Source organism: Microbacterium nymphoidis (assembly GCF_021044885.1).
GTDB classification, from domain to species: Bacteria; Actinomycetota; Actinomycetes; order Actinomycetales; family Microbacteriaceae; genus Microbacterium; species Microbacterium nymphoidis.
In genome coordinates this window covers 98,858-125,221 of record NZ_JAJNOD010000002.1, presented here as the reverse complement: position 1 = coordinate 125,221, position 26,364 = coordinate 98,858, and the positions used below count along the sequence as shown (strand labels likewise).

At 68.5% G+C, this 26,364-nt stretch carries 22 protein-coding genes; 4 read left to right on the top strand and 18 right to left on the bottom strand.

All coding sequences use genetic code 11. The features are described from left to right. Positions 1-8: 8 nt before the first annotated feature. The 9 genes from rpoC to LQ566_RS09835 form a co-directional block, all read right to left on the bottom strand. The gene (gene rpoC / locus LQ566_RS09875; RefSeq protein WP_231091516.1) at positions 9-3,890 is read right to left on the bottom strand and encodes a DNA-directed RNA polymerase subunit beta'; all 3,882 of its coding nucleotides are present in this window, start codon (positions 3,888-3,890) and stop codon (positions 9-11) included. 56 nt (positions 3,891-3,946) lie between these two features. After that, on the bottom strand, positions 3,947-7,438 hold the full coding sequence (rpoB, locus tag LQ566_RS09870; protein WP_231091515.1) for a DNA-directed RNA polymerase subunit beta: 3,492 nt from the start codon (positions 7,436-7,438) through the stop codon (positions 3,947-3,949). 236 nt (positions 7,439-7,674) lie between these two features. Continuing rightward, positions 7,675-8,493: an alpha/beta fold hydrolase gene (locus LQ566_RS09865; protein WP_231091514.1), complete on the bottom strand. Its 819-nt coding sequence runs from the start codon at positions 8,491-8,493 to the stop codon at positions 7,675-7,677. A 306-nt stretch (positions 8,494-8,799) separates the two neighbouring features. After that, on the bottom strand, positions 8,800-9,810 hold the full coding sequence (locus LQ566_RS09860; protein WP_231091513.1) for a hypothetical protein: 1,011 nt from the start codon (positions 9,808-9,810) through the stop codon (positions 8,800-8,802). 152 nt (positions 9,811-9,962) lie between these two features. Continuing rightward, positions 9,963-10,682 carry a hypothetical protein gene (locus LQ566_RS09855; RefSeq protein WP_231091512.1) on the bottom strand — a complete coding sequence of 240 codons (720 nt, stop codon included), beginning with the start codon at positions 10,680-10,682 and terminating at the stop codon, positions 9,963-9,965. 2 nt (positions 10,683-10,684) lie between these two features. Beyond that, the gene (locus LQ566_RS09850) at positions 10,685-10,867 is read right to left on the bottom strand and encodes a ribbon-helix-helix domain-containing protein (protein ID WP_231091511.1); all 183 of its coding nucleotides are present in this window, start codon (positions 10,865-10,867) and stop codon (positions 10,685-10,687) included. A gap of 113 nt (positions 10,868-10,980) precedes the next feature. Beyond that, complete coding sequence (locus LQ566_RS09845; RefSeq protein WP_231091510.1) at positions 10,981-11,823, bottom strand: 5-oxoprolinase subunit C family protein; 843 nt, start codon at positions 11,821-11,823, stop codon at positions 10,981-10,983. Continuing rightward, positions 11,820-12,437, bottom strand: coding sequence for a 5-oxoprolinase subunit B family protein (locus LQ566_RS09840; RefSeq protein WP_231091875.1), 618 nt, complete (start codon positions 12,435-12,437; stop codon positions 11,820-11,822). Before LQ566_RS09840 ends, LQ566_RS09845 begins: the two co-directional genes overlap by 4 nt. Next, entirely contained in the window at positions 12,434-13,201 is a 768-nt protein-coding gene (locus LQ566_RS09835) for a LamB/YcsF family protein (RefSeq protein WP_231091509.1), read from the bottom strand. The genes LQ566_RS09840 and LQ566_RS09835 overlap by 4 nt, the downstream gene beginning before the upstream one ends. A 623-nt stretch (positions 13,202-13,824) precedes the next feature. Between LQ566_RS09835 and LQ566_RS09830 the strand changes: the two genes are divergently transcribed. Next, positions 13,825-15,156 (top strand): APC family permease, encoded by a 1,332-nt coding sequence (locus tag LQ566_RS09830; RefSeq protein WP_231091508.1) that lies wholly within the window; start codon positions 13,825-13,827, stop codon positions 15,154-15,156. Between the two features lie 444 nt (positions 15,157-15,600). Next, complete coding sequence (locus LQ566_RS09825) at positions 15,601-16,206, top strand: DUF1444 domain-containing protein (protein WP_231091507.1); 606 nt, start codon at positions 15,601-15,603, stop codon at positions 16,204-16,206. A 9-nt stretch (positions 16,207-16,215) separates the two neighbouring features. On the opposite strand, the gene LQ566_RS09820 is transcribed toward LQ566_RS09825, so the two are convergent. After that, positions 16,216-16,656, bottom strand: a complete 441-nt coding sequence (locus tag LQ566_RS09820; protein WP_231091506.1) for an HIT family protein — start codon at positions 16,654-16,656, stop codon at positions 16,216-16,218. A 93-nt stretch (positions 16,657-16,749) separates the two neighbouring features. Between LQ566_RS09820 and LQ566_RS09815 the strand changes: the two genes are divergently transcribed. Together LQ566_RS09815 and LQ566_RS09810 are read left to right on the top strand one after the other, a co-directional pair. After that, complete coding sequence (locus LQ566_RS09815) at positions 16,750-17,142, top strand: DUF3224 domain-containing protein (RefSeq protein ID WP_231091505.1); 393 nt, start codon at positions 16,750-16,752, stop codon at positions 17,140-17,142. Positions 17,143-17,203: 61 nt separating this feature from the next. Continuing rightward, positions 17,204-17,575 carry a YbjQ family protein gene (locus LQ566_RS09810; protein WP_231091504.1) on the top strand — a complete coding sequence of 124 codons (372 nt, stop codon included), beginning with the start codon at positions 17,204-17,206 and terminating at the stop codon, positions 17,573-17,575. Positions 17,576-17,710: 135 nt separating this feature from the next. Here the strand turns inward: LQ566_RS09810 and LQ566_RS09805 are convergent, their stop codons facing one another. Genes LQ566_RS09805 through LQ566_RS09770 form a run of 8 tightly spaced genes read right to left on the bottom strand, consistent with a single transcriptional unit; the run spans position 17,711 to position 26,354 of the window. Then, on the bottom strand, positions 17,711-18,688 hold the full coding sequence (locus LQ566_RS09805) for an ADP-ribosylglycohydrolase family protein (RefSeq protein WP_231091503.1): 978 nt from the start codon (positions 18,686-18,688) through the stop codon (positions 17,711-17,713). After that, positions 18,685-19,677: an ADP-ribosylglycohydrolase family protein gene (locus LQ566_RS09800; protein ID WP_231091502.1), complete on the bottom strand. Its 993-nt coding sequence runs from the start codon at positions 19,675-19,677 to the stop codon at positions 18,685-18,687. The genes LQ566_RS09805 and LQ566_RS09800 overlap by 4 nt, the downstream gene beginning before the upstream one ends. A gap of 1 nt (position 19,678) precedes the next feature. Beyond that, complete coding sequence (locus LQ566_RS09795; RefSeq protein WP_231091501.1) at positions 19,679-21,022, bottom strand: ADP-ribosylglycohydrolase family protein; 1,344 nt, start codon at positions 21,020-21,022, stop codon at positions 19,679-19,681. Further along, positions 21,022-22,173 (bottom strand): ADP-ribosylglycohydrolase family protein, encoded by a 1,152-nt coding sequence (locus LQ566_RS09790; RefSeq protein WP_231091500.1) that lies wholly within the window; start codon positions 22,171-22,173, stop codon positions 21,022-21,024. The genes LQ566_RS09795 and LQ566_RS09790 overlap by 1 nt, the downstream gene beginning before the upstream one ends. Before the next feature lie 49 nt (positions 22,174-22,222). Beyond that, the gene (locus LQ566_RS09785) at positions 22,223-23,530 is read right to left on the bottom strand and encodes an ABC transporter substrate-binding protein (protein WP_231091499.1); all 1,308 of its coding nucleotides are present in this window, start codon (positions 23,528-23,530) and stop codon (positions 22,223-22,225) included. A gap of 45 nt (positions 23,531-23,575) precedes the next feature. Then, positions 23,576-24,421 carry a carbohydrate ABC transporter permease gene (locus LQ566_RS09780; RefSeq protein ID WP_231091498.1) on the bottom strand — a complete coding sequence of 282 codons (846 nt, stop codon included), beginning with the start codon at positions 24,419-24,421 and terminating at the stop codon, positions 23,576-23,578. Beyond that, positions 24,418-25,335, bottom strand: a complete 918-nt coding sequence (locus LQ566_RS09775; protein ID WP_231091497.1) for a carbohydrate ABC transporter permease — start codon at positions 25,333-25,335, stop codon at positions 24,418-24,420. The genes LQ566_RS09780 and LQ566_RS09775 overlap by 4 nt, the downstream gene beginning before the upstream one ends. Then, positions 25,332-26,354, bottom strand: coding sequence for a LacI family DNA-binding transcriptional regulator (locus LQ566_RS09770; RefSeq protein ID WP_231091496.1), 1,023 nt, complete (start codon positions 26,352-26,354; stop codon positions 25,332-25,334). Before LQ566_RS09770 ends, LQ566_RS09775 begins: the two co-directional genes overlap by 4 nt. Positions 26,355-26,364 lie beyond the last annotated feature (10 nt).

Below are 26,364 nucleotides of genomic sequence, written 5' to 3'. Positions count from 1 at the left end.
CCTCATGCTCAGTTGTAGGTACCGGGCGTGGTGAAGTTGTCGTCCGTCGAGAAGCTGTCGAAGTCGACGTAGCTCAGGTCGTCGCCCGAGTACGCACCGTCCGACGCGAAGATGCGGTTGGGGTACCGCTCGCTCTTCGCCTCCTCCGTGGCCTCGACCACGACGTTGCGGTACTTCGCAAGTCCGGTTCCGGCGGGGATGAGCTTACCGATGATGACGTTCTCCTTGAGGCCGACGAGCGGGTCGCTCTTGCCCTCCATGGCCGCCTGCGTGAGGACGCGGGTGGTCTCCTGGAAGGAAGCGGCCGACAGCCACGACTCCGTCGCGAGCGACGCCTTCGTGATACCCATCAGCTCCGGACGGCCCGACGCGGGGCGCTTGCCCTCGGCCACGGCAGCACGGTTGAGGTCCTGGTAGCGACGCGTGTCGACCATCTCACCGGGCAGCAGGTCGGTGTCGCCGTGGTCGACGACGGTGACCTTGCGCAGCATCTGGCGCACGATGACCTCGATGTGCTTGTCGTGGATCGGCACACCCTGCGAGCGGTACACGCCCTGCACGCCGCCGACGAGGTACTTCTGCGCGGCACGGGCACCCTGCACGCGCATGACCTCCTTCGGGTCGAGCGTGCCGACCTGCAGCGCCTGACCGACCTCGATGTGCTGTCCGTCCTCGACCAGGAGCGTGGCACGCTTCAGGACCGGGTAGACGTACGGCTCGTCACCGTTGTCGGGCGTCAGGATGACCTTCTTCTGCTTCTCGGTCTCCTCGATGGTGATGCGACCGGTCGCCTCGGCGATCGGGGAAGCACCCTTCGGAGTACGAGCCTCGAAGAGCTCCTGCACACGGGGCAGACCCTGGGTGATGTCGTCAGCAGACGCGGAACCACCGGTGTGGAAGGTACGCATCGTCAGCTGGGTACCGGGCTCACCGATCGACTGGGCGGCGATGATGCCGACGGCCTCACCGATGTCCACGATCTTGCCGGAGGCCAGCGAACGGCCGTAGCACTGCGCGCACACGCCGACGGCGGAGTCGCAGGTCATCACCGAGCGGACCTTGATGTTCTCGACACCGGCCTCGATCAGCTTGTCGATGAGCACGTCGCCGACGTCCTCACCGGCGGTCGCGATGACCGTGCCCGCAGCATCGACGACGTCGATGGCGAGGGTACGGGCGAACACCGAGTTCTCGACGTTCTCGTCGCGCACCAGAGTGCCGGTCGAGTCCGCCTTCGCGATGACGTAGTCCAGACCCTTGCTCGTGCCGCAGTCCTCTTCGCGGATGATGACATCCTGCGAGACGTCCACCAGACGACGGGTCAGGTAACCCGAGTCGGCGGTGCGCAGAGCGGTGTCGGCCAGACCCTTACGGGCACCGTGCGTCGCGGTGAAGTACTCGGCCACCGACAGACCCTCGCGGTACGAGGAGATGATCGGACGCGGCATGATCTCACCCTTGGTGTTGTTCACCAGGCCTCGGATACCAGCGATGTTACGGATCTGCAGCCAGTTACCACGAGCACCCGACGACACCATGCGGTTGATGGTGTTGTCCTCGGGGAAGTTGGCGCGCATCGCCGCCTGCACCTCGTCGGTCGCCTCGGTCCAGATCTTGATCTGCTCCTGACGACGCTCGGCGTCGGTGACGAGACCCTTCTCGTACTGGCCCTGCACCTTGGAGGCGAGCTTCTCGTACTTCGAGATGATCTCGGCCTTGTTCGGCGGGGTGAGGATGTCGCTGAGCGCGACGGTCACACCCGAACGGGTTGCCCAGTAGAAGCCGGCGTCCTTGATCCGGTCCAGCGCCGCGGCGACCTCGACCTTCGGGTACTCCTCGGCCAGCTTGTTCACGATCTGCGACAGCTTGCCCTTGTCGGCCTGCTCGCGGACGAAGGGGTAGCCCTTCGGCAGCGTGTCGTTGAAGGTGACCTGACCGAGCGACGCATCCACGAGACCGTGGGTGTCGTAGCCCTCCGGGGCGTCACCCTCGAGGAACGTCAGACCAGGAATGCGGATGCGGACCTTGGCCTGCAGGTCGAGGGTCCCCTCGTCCTTGGCCATGATCGCCTCGGCGACCGAGCCGAACGCGCGACCCTCACCGAGCGCACCCTCCTTGACCGTGGTCAGGTGGTGAAGGCCGATGATCATGTCCTGCGAGGGCAGGGTGACCGGACGACCGTCGGACGGCTTCAGGATGTTGTTCGACGCCAGCATGAGCATGCGGGCCTCGGCCTGTGCCTCCACCGACAGCGGCAGGTGCACAGCCATCTGGTCACCGTCGAAGTCAGCGTTGAACGCGGCGCACACGAGCGGGTGCAGCTGGATGGCCTTACCCTCGACGAGCTGCGGCTCGAAGGCCTGGATACCCAGGCGGTGCAGCGTGGGGGCGCGGTTCAGCAGCACGGGACGCTCGCGGATGATCTCCTCGAGCACGTCCCACACCTCGGGGCGCGTGCGCTCCACGGCGCGCTTGGCGGCCTTGATGTTCTGCGAGTGACCAAGGTCGATCAGGCGCTTGATCACGAACGGCTTGAACAGCTCCAGGGCCATCTGCTTGGGCAGACCGCACTGGTGCAGCTTCAGCTGCGGGCCGACGATGATGACCGAACGTCCCGAGTAGTCGACGCGCTTTCCGAGCAGGTTCTGGCGGAAACGACCCTGCTTACCCTTCAGCATGTCGCTGAGGGACTTCAGGGCGCGGTTGCCGGTACCGGTGACGGGGCGACCACGGCGGCCGTTGTCGAACAGCGCGTCGACGGCCTCCTGCAGCATGCGCTTCTCGTTGTTGACGATGATCTCGGGGGCACCGAGGTCGATCAGGCGACGGAGGCGGTTGTTGCGGTTGATCACGCGGCGGTACAGGTCGTTGAGGTCGGAGGTCGCGAAGCGGCCACCGTCCAGCTGCACCATCGGACGCAGCTCCGGCGGGATCACCGGGACGACGTCGAGCACCATCGAGGCCGGGGACATGCCCGTGGCCAGGAACGAGGAGACGACCTTGAGGCGCTTGATCGCACGGATCTTGCGCTGGCCCTTGCCCTCGGAGATCTGCAGGCGCAGCGACTCCGCCTCAGCGGCGAGGTCGAACGTCTCCAGACGCTTCTTGATGGACTCAGCACCCATGTAGGCCTGGAAGTACTGACCGAAGCGGTCCTGCAGCTCGTGGAAGACGTCGTCCTCCGGCTTCAGGTCGCCCACGGACAGCGTGCGGAAGTCCTCCCACACGCGCTCCAGCTTGGCGATCGCCTCGTCGGTGCCCTTGCGGGTCAGCGACATCTCCTTCTCGGCGGCGTCCTTGACCTTCTTCTTCTGGTCTGCCTTGGCACCCTCCGCCTCGAGAGCGGCGAGCTCCTCCTCCAGCTTGCGCAGGCGGTCGGCGATCTTCGCGTCGCGACGGTCCGCCAGAGCCTTCAGCTCGAGGCGGATGTTGCCCTCCTGGGTCGCAAGGTCGCGGTGACGCGCTTCCTCGTCCACCGAGATGACCATGTACGCGGCGAAGTAGATGACCTTCTCGAGGTCCTTCGGCGCCATGTCCAGCAGGTAGCCGAGGCGCGACGGAACGCCCTTGAAGTACCAGATGTGGGTGACGGGTGCGGCGAGCTCGATGTGGCCCATGCGCTCGCGACGGACGGAGCTCTTGGTGACCTCCACGCCGCAGCGCTCGCAGATGATGCCCTTGAAGCGGACTCGCTTGTACTTACCGCAGGCGCACTCCCAGTCGCGGGAAGGACCGAAGATCTGCTCACCGAACAGACCGTCCTTCTCGGGCTTCAGGGTGCGGTAGTTGATCGTTTCGGGCTTCTTGACCTCGCCGTGCGACCACTGACGGATGTCGTCAGCAGTTGCCAGGCCGATGCGAAGCGAATCGAATGTGGTGGCGTCGAGCACGTGTTCTCCTGTGTCGATTCTGAAATCTTGTGGTGGTGGAGGGATCTGACCGCGGGTCAGATCTCTTCGACCGAAACGTTCTCGAAGCGGCTCGAGATGTTGATGCCGAGCTCTTCCGCGGCGCGGAACGCCTCATCGTCGGTGTCGCGCAGGTTGACGGGCTGGCCGTCGGCGTTGAGCACCTCGACGTTCAGGCAGAGCGACTGCATCTCCTTCATGAGCACCTTGAAGGACTCGGGGATGCCGGGCTCCTGGATGTTCTCGCCCTTGACGATCGCCTCGTACACCTTGACGCGGCCGAGGATGTCGTCGGACTTGATCGTGAGGAGCTCCTGGAGCGCGTATGCCGCACCGTAGGCCTCGAGGGCCCACACCTCCATCTCACCGAAGCGCTGTCCACCGAACTGCGCCTTACCACCGAGGGGCTGCTGCGTGATCATCGAGTAGGGACCCGTCGAACGCGCGTGGATCTTGTCGTCCACCAGGTGGTGCAGCTTCAGGATGTACATGTAGCCCACGGAGATCGGCGCCGGGAACGGCTCGCCGGAGCGGCCGTCGTACAGCGTCGTCTTGCCGGTGTGGTCGATCAGGCGCTCGCCGTCACGCGTGGGAAGGGTCGAGTCGAGCAGACCCGAGATCTCCTCCTCGTGCGCACCGTCGAACACCGGGGTCGCGACCTTCGTGCCGGGAGCGGCCTCGCGGGCCTCGGCCGGCAGGAGCTTCGCCCACTCCGGGTTGCCGTCGACCTTCCAGCCCTGCTTGGCGATCCAGCCGAGGTGGACCTCGAGCACCTGGCCGAAGTTCATTCGACCCGGGATACCGAGCGGGTTGAGGATGATGTCCAGCGGCGTTCCGTCGGCGAGGAACGGCATGTCCTCCACCGGCAGGATGCGCGAGATGACGCCCTTGTTGCCGTGACGGCCGGAGAGCTTGTCACCCGCGGTGATCTTGCGCTTCTGGGCGATGTAGACCACGACGCGACGGTTGACGCCCGAGCCGAGCTCGTCGTCGCCGTCCTCGGCGTTGAACTCCTTGACCGCGATGATGGTTCCCTGCTCACCGTGGGGCACCTTCAGCGACGTGTCGCGGACCTCGCGGCTCTTCTCGTTGAAGATCGCGCGGAGCAGACGCTCCTCGGCGCTGAGCTCGGTCTCACCCTTCGGGGTGACCTTGCCGACCAGGATGTCGCCGGGGCGCACCTCGGCACCGATGCGGATGATGCCGCGCTCGTCCAGGTCCTTCAGCAGCTCCGGGCTGACGTTGGGGAGGTCACGGGTGATCTCCTCCTTGCCGAGCTTGGTGTCGCGGGCGTCGACCTCGTACTCCTCGATGTGGATCGAGGAGAGGGTGTCTTCCTTCACCAGGTCCTGGTTCAGGATGATCGCGTCCTCGTAGTTGAAGCCTTCCCACGTCATGAAGCCGACGAGGAGGTTCTTACCGAGGGCGAGCTCGCCGTTGTCGGTCGAGGGACCGTCGGCGATGACCTCGCCGACCTCGACACGCTCACCGGCGTTGACGATCACGCGCTGGTTGTAGGACGTGCCCTGGTTGGAGCGGTCGAACTTGCGCAGGTAGTAGTCCTGCGTGCCGCCCTCGTCCAGCTGCACGGTGACGCGGTCTGCGGAGACCTCGGAGACCACACCGGCCTTCTGCGCGGTGACCACGTCGCCGGCGTCGATGGCCGTGTAGCCCTCCATACCGGTACCCACCAGCGGCGAGTCCGAGCGCAGCAGCGGCACAGCCTGACGCTGCATGTTGGCACCCATGAGGGCTCGGTTCGCGTCGTCGTGCTCGAGGAACGGGATGAGCGAGGTCGCGACCGACACCATCTGGCGCGGCGAGACGTCCATGTAGCCGATCTCGTCGCGCGGGAAGAGGTCGACCTCGCCACCCTTGCCGCGACGGGCGAGAACGCGCTCGTCGGCGAAGGAGCCGTCCTTGTTCAGGACGGCGTTGGCCTGCGCCACGATGTAGTCCTGCTCCTCGGCGGCGGTGAGGTAGTCGATCGTCTCGGACACCTTGCCGTCGATGACCCGGCGGTACGGCGTCTCGATGAAGCCGAACGCGTTGATGCGCGCGAACGACGCCAGCGAGCCGATCAGACCGATGTTCGGGCCTTCCGGCGTCTCGATCGGGCACATACGGCCGTAGTGCGACGGGTGGACGTCACGGACCTCGACGCCCGCACGCTCACGAGACAGACCACCGGGGCCCAGGGCCGACAGACGGCGCTTGTGGGTCAGACCCGCGAGCGGGTTGTTCTGGTCCATGAACTGCGACAGCTGCGAGGTTCCGAAGAACTCCTTGATCGCGGCGACGACGGGGCGCACGTTGATCAGGGTCTGCGGCGTGATGGCCTCGATGTCCTGCGTGGTCATGCGCTCGCGAACGACGCGCTCCATGCGGGACAGACCGGTGCGGACCTGGTTCTGGATGAGCTCGCCGACCGCGCGGATGCGGCGGTTGCCGAAGTTGTCGATGTCGTCGACGTCGATGCGGATCTCCGCGGGCTTGCCGCCGCGGACACCCTCGTAGGAGGTCTCACCGGCGTGCAGGCGCACCAGGTACTTGATGGTGGCGACGATGTCCTCGACGGTCAGGACCGACTCGGTCAGCGGTGCGTCCAGACCGAGCTTCTGGTTCACCTTGTAGCGGCCGACCTTGGCCAGGTCGTAGCGCTTCGGGTTGAAGTAGAAGTTGTCCAGCAGCGCGCGGGCGGCCTCGGCGGCGACCTGCTCGCCCGGACGGAGCTTGCGGTAGATGTCGCGGAGCGCGTCCTCCTTGGTGAGGATGGTGTCCTTCGACAGGGTCTCCTCGATGGAGGGGAAGCCGGCGAACTCGGCGAGGATGTCCTCGCTGGTGAGGCCCAGCGCCTTGAGGAAGACGGTGACCGACTGCTTGCGCTTGCGGTCGATGCGCACACCCACCTGGTCGCGCTTGTCGATCTCGAACTCGAGCCAGGCACCGCGGGAGGGGATCACACGGGCGGAGACGATGTCCTTGTCGCTGGTCTTGTCGGGGGTCTTGTCGAAGTAGACACCCGGGGAACGCACGAGCTGGGACACGACGACACGCTCGGTGCCGTTGATGATGAACGTTCCCTTATCGGTCTGGAGCGGGAAGTCGCCCATGAAGACCGTCTGGGTCTTGATCTCACCGGTCTGGTGGTTCATGAACTCGGCCTCGACGTACAGCGGAGCCGCGTACGTCTTACCGCGCTCCTTGCACTCCTCGATCGAGTACTTCTCGGGCTCGAGGTACGGGTTCGTGAACGAGAGCTGCATGGTCTCGCTGAGGTCCTCGATCGGCGAGATCTCCTCGAAGATCTCCTCCAGTCCGCTGACCTCGGGGACGTCGGTGCGTCCCTCAGCCTGCGCCTGCGCGACGCGAGCCTTCCAGTTCTCGTTGCCGACGAGCCAGTCGAACGACTCGACCTGCAGAGCGAGCAGGTCGGGGACGGTCAGCGTGTCGGTGATCTTGGCGAACGAGACGCGCTTGTGAGCGCGGCCGTTCTTGGGGTTGGTGGATGCGTTGCTCGCAGCTGCCAAGGGAATGACCTCCATGGGCCCCGGCCGGGCCTCGTGATTCCTTGTCGTGAGATTTCTCGCTCGCGTACATCCCCGAATTCCGAGCCGACCTCACGATCGGAGACACGGAAACAGCCGACCACCATATGAGGGCAGGAGGATGCGAGCGCAACTACCCACGATACACTCGGATTAGCGACACGTCCAGCGTTGATGCTTGAAGGTTCCTGAGACTCGGTGTATAACCACGCGCGGAGTCAGCCCGCTGTCATCCAACCCGACAGGATCCTCCGGAATTCCCCGGGCTGCTCGATCCACGGGTAGTGCCCGCAGTCGGCGATCCACGCCTGCTCGGCGCCGAGGGCTTCGGCATAGGCGCGGGTCGGACGCACGCCGCTCAGCATGTCCTCGGCACCGGCGACGACGAGCACCGGCGGGAGTTCGGCTGCGAGGATCTGCGCCGGTGCGTCGCCGGGGATCGCGGAGAACCAGCCGAGGGTCGCCGCCCGCGTGGTGGTGCCGACCCGTGCGTGCTGCTGCTCGAGCGCGCTCCAGTGCGCGTAGCCCAGCGGCGCCTCCTGCTGCAGCACATCCTGGAACCCCGCCTCGGTGTCGGGCATCTCCGCCGGGGCGGCGAGCGCGTGGTCGATGATCGGATCAGCGCGGCGGGCGGCGATGTCCGCGATGTCGTGCTCGGTGCCGGTGAGCCACGACGCCGCCGGCGTGACGAGCACGGCGCAGCGGATTCGTCCGGGGTGGCGCGTCATCGTCGCCAGTGCCACGCGCGTGCCCGCGGAGTGGCCGAGAACATCGAATCGTCCGAGCCCGAGGCGGTCGGCGATCGCGATGACGGCATCGGATTCGAGCCACCACCCGGGTGACGCATCGGGGCTCGCCGCCGTCCCGCGGAAGTGCACCACGATGAGCGGACGCACGCCGGCGATTCCCGCCAGGTCCCCGAGATACTCCGGCTCGCGACACGGACCGCCCGGAAGGACGATGACCGGCTCCCCCGCGACGCCACCGACGCGTTCGAAGGCAATGGTCGATCCGTCGGCGAGTCGCGCGTGTTCCACGGTGCGAGCCTACGCCGCCGGCGACAGATGCCCGGTGGCGGACGTTCGGAGCCGGGCGGGCACGGCGGTCGCGGGGGCGAGTGATGGCCGAAGTGCTCTCGCGCGAGGGTGGGGTGGGGTGTGGTGTGGTGCTCGCAGCCGTTGTCCAGGGTACGGAGGCGCTCACTCCGAGCACCCTCACGCGAGGTGTGGCGCTCCAGCCGTCGTCCGGGGGCGCGGGAGCGGTTACCGCGGCACCGGCAGGCGACGATGCGGCACCCCCGCCATCATCTCCAGGCACAGCAGGCGGTGCCCCCCGCGGCACCATCACGCGAGAGTGTGGCGCTCCAGCCGTCGTCCGGGGGCGCGGGAAGCATTGATCCCTTCCCGCACCGAGAGCACGGCGACCGGAGTCGACCAGGTCTGGGCAGGCTTGTTCAGCAGCCAGCCGTCGCCGATGGTGATCGCCGCGTGCTCGACGGCCCCGTCGGTGCCGCGCCAGACCAGCACTGTGCCGGGGTTGTCATCGTTTCCGCCGATGATGGTCGCCTCACGCAGCCAGCGCTCGAAGGGCTCCCGCTGCATCCAGGTGCTCGCAGCACCGTCGACGCCCGCCGCACCCATCACGGTACCGAAGCAGTTCGGCCCGCTGCGGGCCGGGAAGCGACCGGCGATCCGGCGCGCGTCCGGCAGGATGGCTCGCGCCCGACGCCACGTGGCCTCCGAGACCTCGCCGTGCCGTGAATCCGGCCAGCCGTCCTCGATCCAGCGAATGGTGCGGGCCGTGTCGCGATCTCGGCTGCGTTCGGGGTGCTTGCCGGGCCAGCGGTGCTTCGTGGGCTGAGCCGCCAGAGCCTCCCGGCTGAGCAGCCGGGCGCCCCGCTTGTCGAGCCACACGAGCGCCGTGCGCTCGGCGGAACCCAGGGAGCCGGCGGAAGCCTCCGAGCCGGCGGAAGCCTCCGAGCCGGCGAAAGCCTCCGAGTCCGCGAAAGCCGCCGAGTCCGCGAAAGCCTCCGACTCGGAAGAAGTCTCCGAGTCGCCGCTCGCCTCCGGGCCTGCGGCGGGGGGCGAGCCCTCCGGCATGCCCGCGACCGAATCGGCATCCCCGTCGTCACCCGCGGGCTCAGCCTCGATGGCGTAGACGCCAGTGCCCGCAACGGCATACAGCTGGAAGGTGTCACGCAGTTCCGGCGTCAAGCGCCGCGACCGCGCCACCCGCTTCACCGCTCGGGCTTCGTCCGCTGTGAGGAGGAAGGGCTGGACCTCAGGCATCGCCCAGTTCCGCCACCGCGCTAGTTGGGCATCGGTGACGCGGATGCCGAGCACCGTCGCCGTCATGGTCCCGAGCCTACCGGCCGGAACGTCGCGCCCGCGCCGGTCTCAGAATCTGCGGTTTCGGCGCGCTTCGGTTGCCGAAGCTGAGACCATCCCACCCATCGGGCTCAATATCGGTACGGGACCCGGCCGCGAACCGCACCGGTTGAGACCAATCAGGATTCCGCGTGGATCTGCAGGGAGCGACCGTCCGGATCGGTGAGCTCAAGCATCGTGCCGAAGGTGGTGTCCACCCGCACATCGTGCCCAGCGGCTCGCAGCGTGGCGGCCAGCGTCTCAGGATCGCCCGTGGTCGACAGCGTGAGATGCACCTGCGCCCCCGGTGCGTCGGCGAGCAGCCGCACCGTCTCTTCCGGCCGGGCGATGTGCACGCCAACCGATCCGTGGTCGGCACCGTACGCCACGAAGCTGTCATCGTCAGGGCTGCTCTGATGAAGTCCGAGCCGGGTCAGAAATTCGCCGTAGGCACCGCGAGGATCTGTGAATCGCACGGGGCAGACGCCGATCGTCGGGTCAGGAAGAGCCTGCGACGTCTCATATCCGTAGAAGTCCTCCTGCTGAGCGTTGACGGTCACTCGGTCCCCGAGCGGGTCGACGATCTCGATCGAGCGCCCCCAGGCCTCATCCATCGGGGTGACGCCGAATCGCACAGCGAGGGCGTCCATGTCGTCGGTCTCGAAGGTGAGCTCAGTCGATCCCGCGGGTGCTCCGTTCGCCGCGTTCGCGGTCGCGTGCAGGAGCACGTCGCCGGACCCGGAGCGCATCACCGCCCATTGCGGCGTGGACACGACGGCGACGAGCCCCAGCTGCTCCAGCAGCATGCGCATCGCGGAGACATCATCGGTGAACCGGATGGCCTGCACAGTGACCGACATGATCACTCCTCCCCTGCGCTTCGTGCGCGATCCAGATACTCGCTGAGCGCCCGCTCCACCAGGGCCGACAGACTGGTCCCGTCGTCGATCGCGCGGTGCTTCACCGCCACGATCAGCGGGCGCGGCAGGTACACGTTGAACTGCGCCTTCGCCGGGTCTCCGCCAGCCCGCCGCTCGGTTGTCATGCTCGAATGCTAGCAATCTAGGTATCAGAGCACAAGGCACCCACGTTTCGTTGCGCGCACATGGCTGCTTCCGCGCCGATATCGGAGCCAATCGCGCGCTCTGAAACCGAACGTCAGCCGCGCAGGCGAAGGGTGGCACCGGGACGGAGCTGTCCGATCCGGTCGAGGTCCAGCACCACGCCGATCACCGGGTACCCGCCGGTGACCGGCCCGTCGGCGAGCAGGATGGTCGGAATGCCGGACGGCGGTACCTGGATGGCACCGGGGATCATCCCTTCGCTCGGGAGCTCCGCGCTGCCGCGATGTCGCAGCAACGGACCGTCCAGCCGTACGCCCACGCGATCGGCGGCCGTCGACGCCGTCCAGGTCTCCCCGGTCAGCAGATCCCACGCGCCGGGTTCGAGATAGTCCCGGCGCGGCCCGGGCACGACTCGTGCCTCGATGTGCTCCCCCGGCACTCGCCACGGGGCGATGTCGACGAGGTGCAGCGGGAGAGGCGTGCGACCGACGGCGAGCTCGTCACCGGCCCGCAGCGGCTCCGGCCCGAGACCCGCGAGCGTGTCGGTGGAGCGCGAGCCGAGCACCGGGGGCAGCGCCAGACCGCCGCGCACCGCGACATAGGCGCGGATGCCGCGGGTGGCGATACCGAGTTCGAGGGGCTCCCCCGCGCGCAGCAGATGCGGTCGCCAGAGATCGATGGCCCGAGATCCGGCGTACACCGGGGTCTCCGCACCCGCGACCACGACCCAGTGATCGCGCGTCGCGCGCAGACGCAGCCCGCCGAGCGGGACCTCGATCCCCGCCGCCGACTCCCGATTGCCCACCAGGCGTTGTGCGATGCGGTGGGACTGCCGATCGAGCGCACCGGAGGAGCCGACACCGACCGCGCGCAGGCCCGGCCGCCCAAGATCCTGCACGGTCGTGCCGGGACCGGCCGCTTCGATCCGCAGGCTCATGACATCTCCCGGAACCGCACACGCGCACCCGGAACGAGCAGAGCCGGGGGCGTACGATCCGGATCGAACAGCGTGGCGTCGGTGACCCCGATGAGCTGCCACCCGCCGGGCGTCGCCCGCGGGTACACCCCGCTGAACCCGTCCGCGAGCGCGACCGACCCCCGCGGCACGCGGGTGCGCGGCGCGGCGAGCCGGGGCAGCCGGTAGGGCCAGTCGTCGGCGACGAGGTAGCCGAAGCCGGGTGCGAACCCGGTGAACGCCACCCGCCAGTGAGCGCGCTGGTGAGCGCTGATCAGCGTGTCGACGGCTACCCCGGCCGCCGCGGCCGCCGTGACGAGATCCGGACCGTCGTAGCAGACGTCGATCTCGACGATGGGCGACGCATCGGCATCGTCGATCCTGCCCGCATCAGCCGCCGCGCGGTCGATCCAGGCGCGAACCGCCCCGGGCGCGATCGTGGACGAGTCGAAGCACACCAGCACCGTCGCCGCGGCGGGGACGACGTCGGTGACCCCGTCGGGAGGTGTTGCCAGCACCGCCCGCAGTGCCAGCACGTCCGCCGTCTCCACCAGCAACGCCTCCGGCCCGAACGCGTGCACGACGAGCGGCGTCATCGGAGCCACGGGGCACGGATCACGACACCCGCGTCGGTCAAGGCGGCGCGGACGGCACGCGCCATCTCCACCGCGGCGGGACTGTCACCATGCACGCACAGCGACGCCGGGTGGATCTGGACGAGGCTGCCGTCCAGCGCCGTCACGGAGCCGGTCACCACCATCTCGACAGCGCGGCGCGCAACCTCGGCGGGGTCATGCAGCAGATCCCCCGGAGCGCCCCGGGGCACGAGGGTGCCGTCCGCCTGATAGCCGCGATCGAGAAACGCCTCGGAGAAGAACGGCAGGCCGACGGCAGCGGCGGCTCGCTGGATCTCGCCGTGCAGGCCCAGAACGGGCAGCGCGCGCCCGAGCCGCGCGGAGAGCTCCGTGACCGCGGCCACGACATCGGCCGCCTGCGTCGCATCGTGGACGATCTCGTTGTACAGCGCTCCGTGGGGTTTGACATAGCGGACGTCGGCACCCGCGGCGACCAGCCGGGTGAGCTGGCCCAGGATCGACGCGCGCAGGTCCGAGGACGACAGGTGGTGACGCGTGCGCCCGAACCCCGCACGGTCCGGGTACGCCGGGTGCGCACCGATCGCGACGCCGTGCTCGCGGGAGTGTGCGACCGACGCGCGCATCGACGCGTCGTCCCCGGCATGACCACCGCAGGCGATGTTCGCGCTGCTGATCAGAGGGAACATCGACGCGTCATCCGCCGTGGCGACGCCGTCGACCGTCTCGCCGAGATCGGCGTTCAGATCCACCGTGAACGCAGCCATTCCCTCACCCTACGGCGCTCGTCCCCATCGGGATCCCTGATGACGATGTCGCGAAACGAGGATCATGTCGCGAATCGAGGACCAAACCCGCTGTCTTCTCCTTATTAGGCGACATCCTCCTCATTTCACGACACGACTTCGGCCCGGCCACAAGACGCCGGACGACGCAGCTCGCTCGCTCGCTCCCACCCCATCGCTTCCGGCCGCGGCGGCCACGAATCACACGCACAACCGAAACGACGACGCAGCCCCTCCCGGACTCAACCACATCGGACCAGGATCACGCACCAACCCGACGACGACCGCCGCCGCATTCACCCCAGTTCGCGACAGCCGCCTCACCTCACGACACGACTTCGGCCGGTACGTGGCATCGGAACACGCAGGTGAGGTCACCCGACCGCACCGCTCGCGGGCCGCATCGAAACGAGGAGCATGTCGTGAATCGAGGACAAGACCCGCCGTGGAGTCCTCGTTTCGCCACATTCTCCTCATTTCACGACACGATCCCAACCCTGCACCGGCCGCCCGCACCCCGCACCCCGCACACAATGGCAGGATCCGGAGGGCGAGTGGCGGAATCCGGCACGGCGGATGTCGGGGGCCCGCGACACGATGGATGAGTGAGCGCACGCACCCGAGACGGCCGCATCGGCCTGGCCGAAGGCATCGCCCTGTACATCGCCTCCGTGCTCGGCACGGGTCTGCTCGCACTCCCCGCGCTCGCCGCAGAGGCTGCGGGTCCGGGTTCGATCCTCGCCGTGACCGCCGTCATCGTGCTGGCGGTTCCGCTGGCGGGAACCTTCGCGGCGCTCGCGGCGCGGTATCCCGACCCCGGCGGGGTGGCCAGCTACGTCCGCCGCGCACTCGGGCCGACGGCGGCGCGCATGACCGGGTACTGGTTCATGTTCGGCGTGGCCGCAGGCGGCCCGGTGGTCGCGGTCCTCGGTGCCCAGTACGTCGCACTGACTGTGGGCATCGATGCGGGCGCGGTGCCGTGGCTCGCGCTCGCCTTCCTGCTCGTCCCCCTCGGGATCAACGCGTTCGGGGTGCGGACGGCCGGCGGTGTGCAGCTGGTGCTCACCGCACTGCTCGTGGGCGTCGTCGTCACCGTGGTGTGGGCTGCGGCACCGGCCGTGGATCCGCAGAACTTCACACCCTTCCTGCCGCACGGTCTCGGCGGGGTCGGCACGGCCGTGGTGCTGTTCGTGTGGGCCTTCGCCGGATGGGAGGTGGGTACCCACATCTCGGGCGAGTTCCGCGACCCCCGCCGCGCCGTCCTCCTCGGCACCGCGGTCACCCTCGTGCTGTCGGGGGCGTGCTATCTCGTGCTGCAGGTCGTGACCGTCGGCGCCCTGGGTGCATCAGCAGGCACGAGCCGTGCGCCGCTGCTGGATCTGGCCTCTCTCGCCGATTCACCGGTCGCGCGCCTGGCCGTCGGCGTGGTGGGCGGCATCGTGGCGCTCGGAGTGTTGAACGCCTACCTCGCCGCCTTCGCCAAGCTGGGCGCCTCCCTGGCGGAGAACGGAGATCTCCCGCGCTGGTTCAGCGTCGGCGCGGGTGCCGGTGCCGTACCCCGACGGGCGCTCGCGCTCACCGCGGTCGTGATGACGGGCTATTTCGTCCTCGTGCTCATCGGCGGACTGGAGCTCGCGCCGTTCGTGCTCGTGCACACGTCCAGCATGACCGCGATCTACGTGCTCGGTATGATCGCCGCGGTCCGCATCCTGGAGCGCTGGAGCGGCGGATGGTGGATGGCGGTCCTTGCATCGGCGCTCAGCGCCGGCCTCCTCGCGCTGGCGGCGGGATCACTCCTGCCCGCCGTCGTGCTCGCTCTCCTGGCAGTGACCATCACGCTCGTGCGCCGGCGGCGCACCCGCACGTCGCGCACGGCGAGTTCCAGGCCCACCGCCGACAGTGTCCCAACTGAACCCGGCGCTCCGGCGTCCCTCTGACGCCACGCACACCTCCGACCCCACGCACACCTCCGACGCCACGCACACCTCGGACCCCACGCACACCTCGGACCCCATGCACACCTCCGACCCCACGCACACCGTCGGACCCACGCACACCTCGGACGCCACGCACACCTCCGACCCCACGCACACCGTCGGGCCGGGACCACACTTGCGTCACCAACGCACCTGATCCGACCGCTCGCCATCCCCCAGCACCCGACGCCGCACGCACCACCCCACACCGACACCACCACCGCCACCGCCACCGCCACCGCCACCGCCACCGCCACCGCCACCGCCACCGCCGAGTACACCGAAACCACCGCACCCACGCCGGCACGCACGCACACACAACCGCATGATCGGACTCCGTCACGGTGCTCTGCTATCGTCGGGCGCGTTGCCGTGACGTCACCGGCGACAGGTGAAGGGGATCCGATGAGCTGGCTGTTTCGCAAGAAGAACGTTGCCGCACCGGTGCCGACGACCGATCCGGCGGATGTGGTCGTGCCGATGCTGTCTGGGCAGCAGTGGCTGGATGCCAACGCGGAGATCTTCGCCCGGATCCCGGATTTCCCGGCCGGCCAGCATCCGTTCGCGCAGCCGCTCGCCGGTGAGGTCCACGTCACGTACGCGATCGATCCCGGCCCGTCCTGGGAGATCGTTTCCATCGACGACGTACCGACGTACGGGGATGCCGACGCGCTGCGCGAGCGCGCGCTGTTCAACCTCGCCCGCCGGGGCGACATCGCCGTCGAGCGCGGCGGCGGACGCTACCGGCTGACGGTGCCGGATGAGATGGACCTGAGCGCTTCCGTGCTGCTCACCCCCGCCCGCTGGCGTGCGGCCGTCGAGCTCTCCGGCGACCTCGCCGTCGCGGTCCCCACCCGGATCCACGTGCTGATCTGCAGCGCGGACGACGCCGACTCGGTCGCCGCGCTGCGGGGATACGCGACGGAGCTGTTCGACCAGGCCGCCGCCAAACCCGTCACCACGCAGCTGCTGCGCCTCGACGCCGCGGGTTCGCTGAGCGTCCTCGTCTGAGGGAGCCCGTCAGGCCAGCGCCCGCCGCAACGCGGCGAGTGCGTCATCTGAGATGACGTGCTGGCGCTCACTCACACCGTCTGTCATCCGCGGGATCACCGTGATGCGGAGGTGGCTCTCCTCGTCGACGGCGTCATTGCCCGCCTCGGCAACAACGCCCTCCAGCGCGATGTTGGCGTCCTCGAGCGCCACGGCGACGTCGCGCGCGAGCATCATCAGCTCCGTCGCCTGCGCGTCGGAGAGCTCGGAGATGCGGCTCACGTGCGGCCGTGGCACGACGAGCACGCGACCGGGCGCGGGCGCGTTCTCATCCACGACGGCACAGGCGTAGGTGCGGACGGCGAGCACGGAAGATGCACGGGCACCGTCGGTGATCTCGCACAACGGGCAGTCGATCATCTTGCCTCCTCGATGCACCCGCGCGGCGGCACGGACGAACAATGTGGCCACAGCGTACGCCCTTCGCCCGTGCGGCGATCCAGAATTCCGCAGGAGTTCAGCTGCGCACGCGGTGGTGTCCGAGGTCCGCGCTAGTGTCGCGGCATGAGCGAAGAGCGCGTCGTCGAAGCACGGTTCACCGTCACCCTCACCCCCGCCACCGGCCTCGTTGCCGAGACCGGTCGGTTCGACATGACGAAGGAGTGGTCCGGCTCCATTCGGGGCACGAGCAACGGCGTGATGCTCTCGGCCGGTGATCCTCGCCTCGGCGCGGCCGGCTACGTCGCCCTTGAGGTGGTCTCCGGCTCACTCGATGGTCGCGCCGGCTCCTTCGCCCTGGCGCAACTCGGCCGCATGACCTCCGCGGGACAGCATCTCGACTGGGAGATCGTCCCCGGCTCGGGTACGGGCGACCTCATCGGGCTGGCCGGCACCATCGAGCTGCTGAGCGCCGAGGAGGTCCATCACGTTCGCCTGCGCTACTCGCTGCCCGGCTGACCCTCCCTGACACGCCGCGTTCCTCCGTCTCGCCGCGTCGACGCAGCGGCATGATCAACGCATGATCGTGGTGACGACGAATGAGATCCCCGGCTATCGTGTGGAGGCCGTGCTCGGCGAGGTCATGGGCCTCACCGTGCGCTCCGCCAACTTCGGCCAGAACTTCGTGGCTGGGTTCCGGTCACTGGGCGGCGGTGAGATGACCGAGTACACGAAGATCATGTACGAGTCACGCAACGACGTGATGAACCGCATGATCGCCGATGCCCAGCAGCGCGGCGCCAACGCCATTGTGGCGATGCGCTTCGACACCGGAGACATCGCGCAGAACTTCTCCGAGGTGTGCGCTTACGGCACCGCCGTGGTCGTCAGCCCGATCCCCGGAGGGCAGCCGGGCGCCACCAGCCAGTCCGCGGGACAGGCCCAGCAGTAGCGAAACGGCACGTGGGCCGATCGGACATTTCCGACCGGCCCACGTCAGCTCTGGCGACGCGCCGTCGATCAGCGCGGCCTCACCATCGCGAATCGGCTGCCGACCCGCGATCGCTGGACGGGACGCCGGGTCATCTCAGCCGATGGCCTCCGCCACCGTGCGTCCGGCGAACGACGCCACCGACAATCCGGTGAGTCGGGCATCCTCCAGGCGCAGGTCCTCCGCGATCCAGTCCTCACCGAACCGCAGCGCGGCGATCGCACCGGCCACCGCTGGGAGCGAGGCGGCGTTGCGCGGCTGTGCCAGCACGCCCAGCATCAGCTCCTCTGCGGACTCCGCGGCGCTCACATGTGCGAGCAGGAAACCGAGCGTCTCCGGTGCGGCGATGGGATAGCTGTAGATCCAGTCCCCCACCTCCACGCTGAGCCGCCGTGCCCGATCCAGCGCGCCGCGCGCGCCGGCGGCCACGGCCAGGGAGGCTTCGGCCATACGACGCGACCAGGTCTGCGCCGGGAGCGCGTCCATCGCGGCGGTCACCGCGTCAGCGGCGTCGGCACCGGCGATGAGCGCGGTCGCGAGCTGGGCCGTGGCCTCTGCGCACCACACGCCGTCCAGCGCGTGCGTCACAGAGGCATCGGCGATGGCGGCCTCACGCGCGCCTTCGCCTCCCACGATGGCGACAGCGGCGAGGGCCCGCACCATGGCGATGTCATCGAAGTAGTGCGCATTGTCGTGGCCGGACTGCGGTGGCTGGGCTCCCGCGCGCAGATTCTGCAGCGCCAGCTTCGTGCCGATGCGGGATCGCACGGGCGGCTCGGTGTCCGCCAGCGCACGCCACTCCTGCAGCCCGAATCCCTGCGCGTGCTGGCGAGCGGAGAAGGTGAACCACTCCAGCGCCTCGCCCGGTCCCGGATGCAGCACGGCCGGCGGTGCCGCATGCGTGAACGGACGCGGCACGGTGGTGGTCCGCGTCTCATCGGCCAGGAGCGACAGGGTACGCACCCGCCCGACACGCTTGGGAGGCAGGGCGTACACACGATAGTCGGCGTTGAATGCAGAGGCTGCTTCTCCGGCGAGCACACCCCGGGCGATGGTGGCGAAGGCGTCGGTCATCGCGGGTCTCCTTCCACGAGCGCGGTCAGTCTGTCGGCCGCGTCCAGCGGGTGAATCCCCCGCGTGGAGCGGATGCAGGAGCCCACGACGGGGCGAAGGCCCGCGACCCACTCCTGCGGGAACGCCTCGATGCCGGAGATCGCACCGGCGATGGTGCCGGCGATCGCGGCGGTGGTGTCGGCGTCACGGCCCATGTTCACCGCGAACAGAATGGACTCCGCCGCACGCCCTTCGGCGCGCAGCACGGAAGCCATCGCCAGGCCCACGGCCTCCGGTGCGAGGTCTGCCCAGTAGTAGTCCGCCACGGCGAGACGGTCGTGCAGCGCGATGGCCAGCGCATCGTCGTCCAGACCGGCGCCCACAAGATCGCGCGCATCCCGGAGGTTGCGCGCCGTCCAGCTGTCCGCGGGAATCGCGGCGAGCCCGGCGTCATAACAGGCGGCGGCGTCCGCACCGGTGAGGGCTGTCGTGACCGCCACCGACACCACGACTCCGGCCCAGATGCCCTCCGTGGTGTGACTGACCGCGCCATCCGCCTCGGCCAGGCGACGGGCGAGCTCGACGTCACCGGCGGCGACGATGCCGAGCGGACTCACGCGCATGGCAAGCCCGTCGCTCCAGCCGTGCATGGTGTCGCCGCTCAGCGGCGGTCGCACGCCCCGACGGAGGTTGTCGATGGCGGCCATCTCGCTGAACCCGCCGCCCTTGAAGTCGTCGGCCTGCGGCAGCACGTCGGTGATCCAGGTCTCCGCGAAGTCCTCGGCCGTGGCCTTCACGCCGACGCGCTCGACGGTCTTTGCGGTGAGGAGCGCGTACTCCGTGTCGTCGCTGCCGGCCGGCTCCGGATCGAGGTATCCGGTGACGCGGCCGTGCTTGGCCTGGATCTCCTGTGCGGAGTAGCCCTCGACGGGCCGTCCGATGGCGTCGCCGATGGCGAGGCCCGCGAGCGAACCGCGAGCGCGCTCACGCAGGGTGAGGGAGGAAGTCATGTCAGGGCTCCTGTGTCGTGGGGATGAGGGCGAGGGTCCGGCGGGCGAGATCGTCGATCTGGACGCCGTGCATGCCGGGAAGACTGGTGGCGATGCGGTTCTGCAGAGGAGCAGTCCACTCCGGCGGAAGGGCGCGCTGTCCGAGCAGCCCGCCGAGCACCGACCCGACGGTGGCTCCGGCGGAGTCGGTGTCCCATCCGGCGATCACCGCGAGGGCGATACCGCGTCCGAAGTCCCCGTCGCTGCGCGCGAGCGCGAACGCGATCAGTGCGGCGTTGTTCACGGTGTGCACCCAGTGCAGATCGCCGTACCGGGCGTGCAGCTCATCCAGTGCGGCGGTGTCGTCCCGATCCCCCTCCCCGAGCTCTCGACCGTGGCGGAGCGCCGCGGAAAGATCACTCCCGTCCGGGACGACGCGTGCCGCGCTGTCCAGGACCTCGCCGACGTCGGCGCACACCAGGGACGCGGATGCCAGAGCTGCGGCCCACATGGCGCCCCACAGACCGTTGCCGGTGTGACTGAGGCGGCCATCCGTGTACGCCATGCGTGCCGCCTCGTGCAGATCGCCGGGGTTGACCCAGCCGAACACATCGGTGCGGATCAGCGCGCCGATCCACTCGCGGAACGGGTTGCGGACGCGCCCCGCTTCGTCCGGCGCGTAACCGTCGAGGAGGTTGCGGTACGCGATGCGCTCCGCAGTGAAGGTGCGCCCGGCGGGCAGGTCCGACAGCCAGGCCTGAGCGATGTCGTCGGTGGTGAAGGCCCGGCCCGACTGCTCCAGCACCCGGAGATTCAGCAGCGGATAGTTGAGGTCGTCGTCCTCCGGCATCCCGGTGATGTTCTCCTCGAGGGAGTTCACCGCAGAACGCCGGTTCCACGGCCAGCGCGCCGACACCTCTGCCGGAAGACCACGAGCGGTGAAGTAGGTCCGCAGCGGCCAGCGACCGGTAGCCCGAAGGATCTCCTCGATGCCCGCGCGCGGGATCTTCTCCACCGGCTTGCCGAGCAGGCACCCCGCCGCCCGGCCCGACCACGCACCGTGCACGCGGTCAGCGAGGTCATCGCCCACCGGTCGTGCCGGCAGCTCCGGCAGGAGGGCGGCCGTGTCCTCCCATCGCGGCGCGGCGGCTGCTGCCCGATCGTCGAGCTCGACCAGCAGATCGCGGGCCAGCGCGCGAAGCTGCTCCGGTGCGCGTTCGGGAGTCGCTCCGCCGCGCACGGGAATCAGCGATCCTCCGGCCCGCGCCCACCGATCGGCGATGTCATCGACATCATGCCCCTCGGCACGCGACTGAACCAGTTCGTGCGCGACCAGGTCCTCGGGCTGCGCCCAGGTGAGCCGCATCAGAGCGATCCGCCGGCGACGGCGGTGAGGCGCCGGAGGTCTGCCTCGGCACGCGCGGCATCCTTGCGCATGATCTCCTCGGCGACGGATGCAAGACGATCCGCATGCTCCGAGAAGTCCATCCGGCTGGCTTCGGCGATGGCGTCGAGCCAGTCATCGGCGATCACAGCCATGCCGCCGATCCCGCCCGCGATGCTTCCGGCCATCGAGGCGATGGAGTCCGAATCGCGGCCGTAGTTGACCGGTCCGAGGATCGTGTTGCGGAAGTCGCCCTCGTACGCCACGAGGAATCCGAGCGCCACCGGAAGTTCCTCGATCGACTTGGTGCGTGAGGGGATGCGCGCGTCCATCGCGGGCTGACGGTACGCGTCACCCACGGTGTCGAACGGGCGGATGGCGTCGCGCAGCGCCTGGCCGATGCTGTCATGGTCGCTGCCCCGCACGGCCCGGGCCGCCGCGACGACCGCCTCGATCGCGGCTCGTGTGCCGTCGTGCGCCAGGGCGATGCTCGCCTCCACCACCGCATCGACGCTCGACCCCGGCGACACCGCGGCGGCGACTGCGGCCGCGAACACACCCGCGGCCTCGCGCCCGTAGCTGGACTGGTGCGCGCCGGCTGCGTCGATGGCCTCGGCGTAGGCCGCACGCGGGTTGCCCGCATTGACGACGCCCACCGGAGCCATGTACATCGCGGCGCCGCAGTTGACGACGTTGCCCACGCCGGCCTCACGGGGGTCGACGTGGCCGTACTGCAGCCGCGTGACCAGCCACTTCTCGGCGAGGAAGATGCGGTGGAGGATGATCGACTCGCGCTCGAACTCCGGGATCCACCGCACCTCGGTCTGCAGGCGCGGCACGAGCAGATCCGCGATCGCGAACGCGTCGATGTGATCGCGGTGCTCCTCGTACACGCGGATGAGCGCCTGTGTCATGAGGGTGTCATCGGTGATGTGCCCGTCGCCCTTGTGGTACGGGCTCACCGGCCGCGCGGTCTGCCAGTCCAGGTGGTACGGCGGCACGATGCCCTCGATCCGCCCCTGATATCGCTCGCGGATCGCCTCCGGGCTGAAGCCCTCCGCGGCTCCGCCCAGGGCGTCGCCGATCGCGGAGCCCGCCAGCACCGCGGCGGTTCGATCGTGAATCCAGTTCATGCCATTCCTCTCAGCGGGGTGGTGGGCCACGCGGGCCCACCACCCGGTGTCAACCGTTGACCTGCGCCCAACCGGTGTCGAGCTCGGACTTCAGCTGTGCGTCGTCGATCTCCCCGCCCAGGAACTTCTGGAACCCGGGGGTGGCGACGGTGTCCTTCCAGCGCACGAAGCCGTTCGCCTGCAGGAAGACCGGACCGGCGAGACCTTCAGCCGAGGTCATGATGGCGGGCCAGCCGTTCTGCTCCTGGGTCTGCTCCTCCAGCGCCGCACGTGCGGACTTCGTGGTGGGGATGAGTCCGTCAGCGATGTTCATCTTCACCAGGTTGTCGGTGGACATGAAGTAGTCGATGAACTTCGCCGCCTCCTCCTGGTGCTCGGAGTCGATGTTGATCGAGAGCGTCTGCGGGTTCGCGGCCTGGACGGCGCCCTTGCTGCCTGCCAGCGGCGGCAGCACGACCCAGTCCATGTCGGCCGGGGCGTCGGCGGCGATGTTGGCGATCTGATACGAGCCCTGGACCGTCATCGCGGCCTTGCCCGCGTAGAACGTGGCGAGCACCTCGGAACCGGACTGGGTCACACCGATCGGGTCCACCGATCCGGCGTCGATCATGGCCTTCACGCGGTTGGGGACTTCGAGGTCGGCATCGCTGACCTCGACCTTCATGTCGTCGCCCTTGCCGGTGAAATAGGTGGAGCCGAAGCCCATGCCCAGGCTCATGAACGCCGCCGTGGGGCTCTTCATGCCCCACGTGATGCCGTGGACGTCCCCGGCCGTGGTGGCCTTCGCGATCTCGGCCAGCTCGTCCCAGGTCATGGAGTCACCGGTCGGCACGGTCACGCCCGCGGCTTCGAGCAGCTTCTTGTTGGCGAACACGACGTAGGTCTGCAGTTCGGTGGGAGCGCCGATCATCTGGTCGTCGACGGTGACCGAGTCCAGAACACCGGGGTCGATGTCGGAGATGGTGTCCTTGCTCAGGAGGCCGGACAGGTCAGCGAGATAGCCGTCCTTCGCGAACGGCACGATACCGAGGACCTCGTAGTGGATGATGTCGGGCGCCACGCCTCCCACGAACTGGGTGGTGAGCTTGTCGTCGAGGCTGTCGGTGGGAGCCTGCACGATCTTGACGGTGATACCGGGGTTGTCGGCGTTGAACGCATCGACGATCTCCTTGGTCGCCGCGATGGCGGCCGGCTGGTCGGAGAACGACTGGAACGTGATCTCGACCGGAGAGGCCGGATCCCCGGTGGCTGCCCCGCTGCTGCCCGGGTCGGACGAGCCGGGCGAGCAGGAGGTGAGTGCGAGTGCCGTGACGGAGGCCGCCGCGAGCAGCACTGCTGAACGGTGGAGCTTGTTCACTTCTTTCCTCTTCCTTGTGATTGTGGAACGTGTGGGTGGTGCAGGTCAGCCCTTCACGGCACCGGAGATGAGCCCCTTGGCGAGGCGCTTCTGCAGCAGCGAGAAGAAGATGATGCTGGGGATGCTGGCCAGGAGTGCGCCGGCGGCGAGCGGACCGACGGCGACCTTCCCTTCGCCGCCGACGAATGTCGCCAGCGCGATGGGGAGCGTGTAGTGCTCCGGAGACTGCAGGAGCACGAGGGCGAAGAAGAACTCGTTGTACGCCGACACGAAGCTGAACATCGCCGTCGCTACGATGCCCGGCATCAGCAGCGGGAAGACGATGGTCCGCATCGCCGTGAACTTCGACGCTCCGTCGATGGAGGCAGCTTCCTCGATGTCGAACGGGATCGCCGAGACGTATCCCTGGAGCATCCACAGCGAGAACGGCAGCGTGTAGACGGTGTAGACGACGATGAGGCCGATGAGCGAATCCACGAGTCCCGCGCTTCGCAGGATGAAGAACAGCGGGATGATCACGAGGATCACCGGGAAGATCTGACTCACCAGGATGTAGCCCACGCCCACCGCCCGCATGCGGCCCTTGTACCGGGCCATCACGTAGGCACCGGGGATGGAGATGGCGGTGGTGAGGATCGTCGTGGCAACCGCAACGACCAGGCTGTTCCACGCCGCCAGGGGCAGCCCCTGACGTTCGAACGCGGCGATGAAGTTGTCGATCGTCGGCTGCGCAGGGATCAGGTTGACCGAGAGCGAGTTGATCTCCGCCGACGACTTGAAAGCGGTCGAGAGCAACCACAGCAGCGGGAAGCCGAGGAAGATCAGGAATCCGGCGAGAGCGAGATACTGCAGGGTGCGTACCGTGCGGCGACGCGCGACGCGTGAACTCATGACTCGCTCCTGTCTGAACGCAGCTGGCGCCACAGCGCAACGGTCAGGATCGCGACGAGGAAGACGACGATGACGTCTCCCATTGCGGCGGCGCTACCGGTGTTGCGCGACTTGAACGCCTCGAGGTAGGTGAACAGCATCGGCAGCATGGTGCGGCCTCCCGGGCCGCCCTCGGTCATCACGTAGACGATGCCGAAGGAGTTGAAGTTCCAGATGAAGCTCAGGCTGGCGATGGAGAAGATCACCGGCCGCAATGCGGGAAGGGTGACGTGGAAGAAGCGCTGCCAGGCGCTCGCGCCGTCGACCGCCGCCGCCTCCTGCAGCTCTCCGGGGACGTTCTGCAGGCCGGCGAGCAGCACCACGGTGTTCTGCGGCATGCCGACCCACACGCCCACGAGGATCACGGCGGGCAGGGCCAGGGAAAAGTCACCGAGCCAGTTGATGTTGGCCGGACCCCCCAGCGTCTCGATCAGCCAGTTCAGGGGTCCGTTGGTGGGCGAGTAGATCATCTGCCACATCACGGCGACCACCACGGGTGGCATGGCCCAGGGAATGAGGGCGAGAACTCGCGTGATGCCGCGGAACTTCATGTCGGTGTTCAGCAGCAGCGCGAGGCACAGCCCGCCGATCAGCTGCAGCGCGGTGACCGTGACGGCCCAGATCATGCCGATTCCGAACGACTGCCAGAACTGCGTGTCCGAACCGAGGTCGATGAAGTTCTTCAGCCCCACGAACTGGGTGTCGTGGTTGCGAGCCAGCCGCGAATCCGTGAACGCCGTCGCCACGCCGATGAACAGCGGGACGACGCTCAGGATCAGGATGGGAAGGACCGTGGGGATCGCCAGCGCGATCGCCTCGTTGCGTCGGGTGCGGGCCAGCCCGCCCCGGCGGGCGGTCGCTGTCGGTGCGCTCATGACGCCTCCGGTGAGGTCGAGCCGCGGACGACGAGGGTAGCCTCGACGGTCGCGTGCTGTGCGGAACGGGTGGGATCGGAGAAGCGCGACAGCAGCATGCGCGCGGCCAGACGGCCACGATCGGCGGACTGCAGGGAGACGGTGGTGAGACCGGGCAGATAGATGGCCGCGAGCTCGGTGTCGTCGATGCCGGTGATGGCGAGGTCGGCGGGTACCCGAAGGCCCAGCCGGTGCGCTGCGTGGATGGCGCCGATGCCGATCAGGTCGTTGACCGCGACGATGGCGTCGAGCTGGACCCCGGCCTGCCGGCAGCGGGTCAGCAGCTCGGTTCCCGCGTCGACGCCGGCAGCGGAGGTGAAGTCGCGGGCGGTGATCTGCGCGTGCTCCGGCACCGCCAGACCGTGACGCTTCATGGCGGCGACGAAGCCGGCACGACGTGCGGCACCGGGGTTGGTGTTGCCGGGTCCGTGGATCGCGCCGATGCGCGTGCGACCCAGCGAGACCAGGTGGTCGATGATCATGCCGATGGCGGCGGACGAGTCCACGAAGACGGAGTCGATCCCGAGATCGGAGTGCAGGTTTCCGATCACCACCACCGGGACGACGGTCTCGGACAGCGCCTGGCGCAGCGCCGGCGATACTCGCAGCGGCGAGATGATCAGGCCGTCGCCCGCGCCCATGCTGAGACTGCGGACCAGCTCGACGGTCTGATCCGGACCGCGGCCCGTGGCAGACACGCTCAGCCGGATCGTGTCGCCGAGTTCGGCCTCGATCGCGCGGAGCATCTGCACGTAGTTCGGGTTTCCGATGTCGTCCACGGCGAAGACGACCTGGCGCCGTCCCCCCAGACGCAGCTGGCGCGCCGTGGCGTCGGGCAGGTAGCCGATGCTCTTGGCCGCCTGGCGAACCCGGCGCACCATGTCGGGACTCGCGGAGCGTCCCGTGAGGGCTCGTGATGCCGACGCGAGCGAAACGCCCGCGGTCGCGGCCACCTCGTGAAGTGTCGGTTTGTCGCCCATCGTGCTCCTC

Excerpts from the sequence above, each read along its gene's own strand:
- LQ566_RS09860 (WP_231091513.1), bottom strand. The coding sequence starts at position 9,810 with ATGACGGCGACGGTGCTCGGCATCCGCGTCACCGATGCCCAACTAGCG.
- LQ566_RS09855 (WP_231091512.1), bottom strand. The coding sequence starts at position 10,682 with ATGTCGGTCACTGTGCAGGCCATCCGGTTCACCGATGATGTCTCCGCG.
- LQ566_RS09850 (WP_231091511.1), bottom strand. The coding sequence starts at position 10,867 with ATGACAACCGAGCGGCGGGCTGGCGGAGACCCGGCGAAGGCGCAGTTC.
- LQ566_RS09845 (WP_231091510.1), bottom strand. The coding sequence starts at position 11,823 with ATGAGCCTGCGGATCGAAGCGGCCGGTCCCGGCACGACCGTGCAGGAT.
- LQ566_RS09840 (WP_231091875.1), bottom strand. The coding sequence starts at position 12,437 with ATGACGCCGCTCGTCGTGCACGCGTTCGGGCCGGAGGCGTTGCTGGTG.
- LQ566_RS09835 (WP_231091509.1), bottom strand. The coding sequence starts at position 13,201 with ATGGCTGCGTTCACGGTGGATCTGAACGCCGATCTCGGCGAGACGGTC.
- LQ566_RS09825 (WP_231091507.1), top strand. The coding sequence starts at position 15,601 with ATGAGCTGGCTGTTTCGCAAGAAGAACGTTGCCGCACCGGTGCCGACG.
- LQ566_RS09815 (WP_231091505.1), top strand. The coding sequence starts at position 16,750 with ATGAGCGAAGAGCGCGTCGTCGAAGCACGGTTCACCGTCACCCTCACC.
- LQ566_RS09810 (WP_231091504.1), top strand. The coding sequence starts at position 17,204 with ATGATCGTGGTGACGACGAATGAGATCCCCGGCTATCGTGTGGAGGCC.
- LQ566_RS09805 (WP_231091503.1), bottom strand. The coding sequence starts at position 18,688 with ATGACCGACGCCTTCGCCACCATCGCCCGGGGTGTGCTCGCCGGAGAA.
- LQ566_RS09800 (WP_231091502.1), bottom strand. The coding sequence starts at position 19,677 with ATGACTTCCTCCCTCACCCTGCGTGAGCGCGCTCGCGGTTCGCTCGCG.
- LQ566_RS09795 (WP_231091501.1), bottom strand. The coding sequence starts at position 21,022 with ATGCGGCTCACCTGGGCGCAGCCCGAGGACCTGGTCGCGCACGAACTG.
- LQ566_RS09790 (WP_231091500.1), bottom strand. The coding sequence starts at position 22,173 with ATGAACTGGATTCACGATCGAACCGCCGCGGTGCTGGCGGGCTCCGCG.
- LQ566_RS09780 (WP_231091498.1), bottom strand. The coding sequence starts at position 24,421 with ATGAGTTCACGCGTCGCGCGTCGCCGCACGGTACGCACCCTGCAGTAT.
- LQ566_RS09775 (WP_231091497.1), bottom strand. The coding sequence starts at position 25,335 with ATGAGCGCACCGACAGCGACCGCCCGCCGGGGCGGGCTGGCCCGCACC.
- LQ566_RS09770 (WP_231091496.1), bottom strand. The coding sequence starts at position 26,354 with ATGGGCGACAAACCGACACTTCACGAGGTGGCCGCGACCGCGGGCGTT.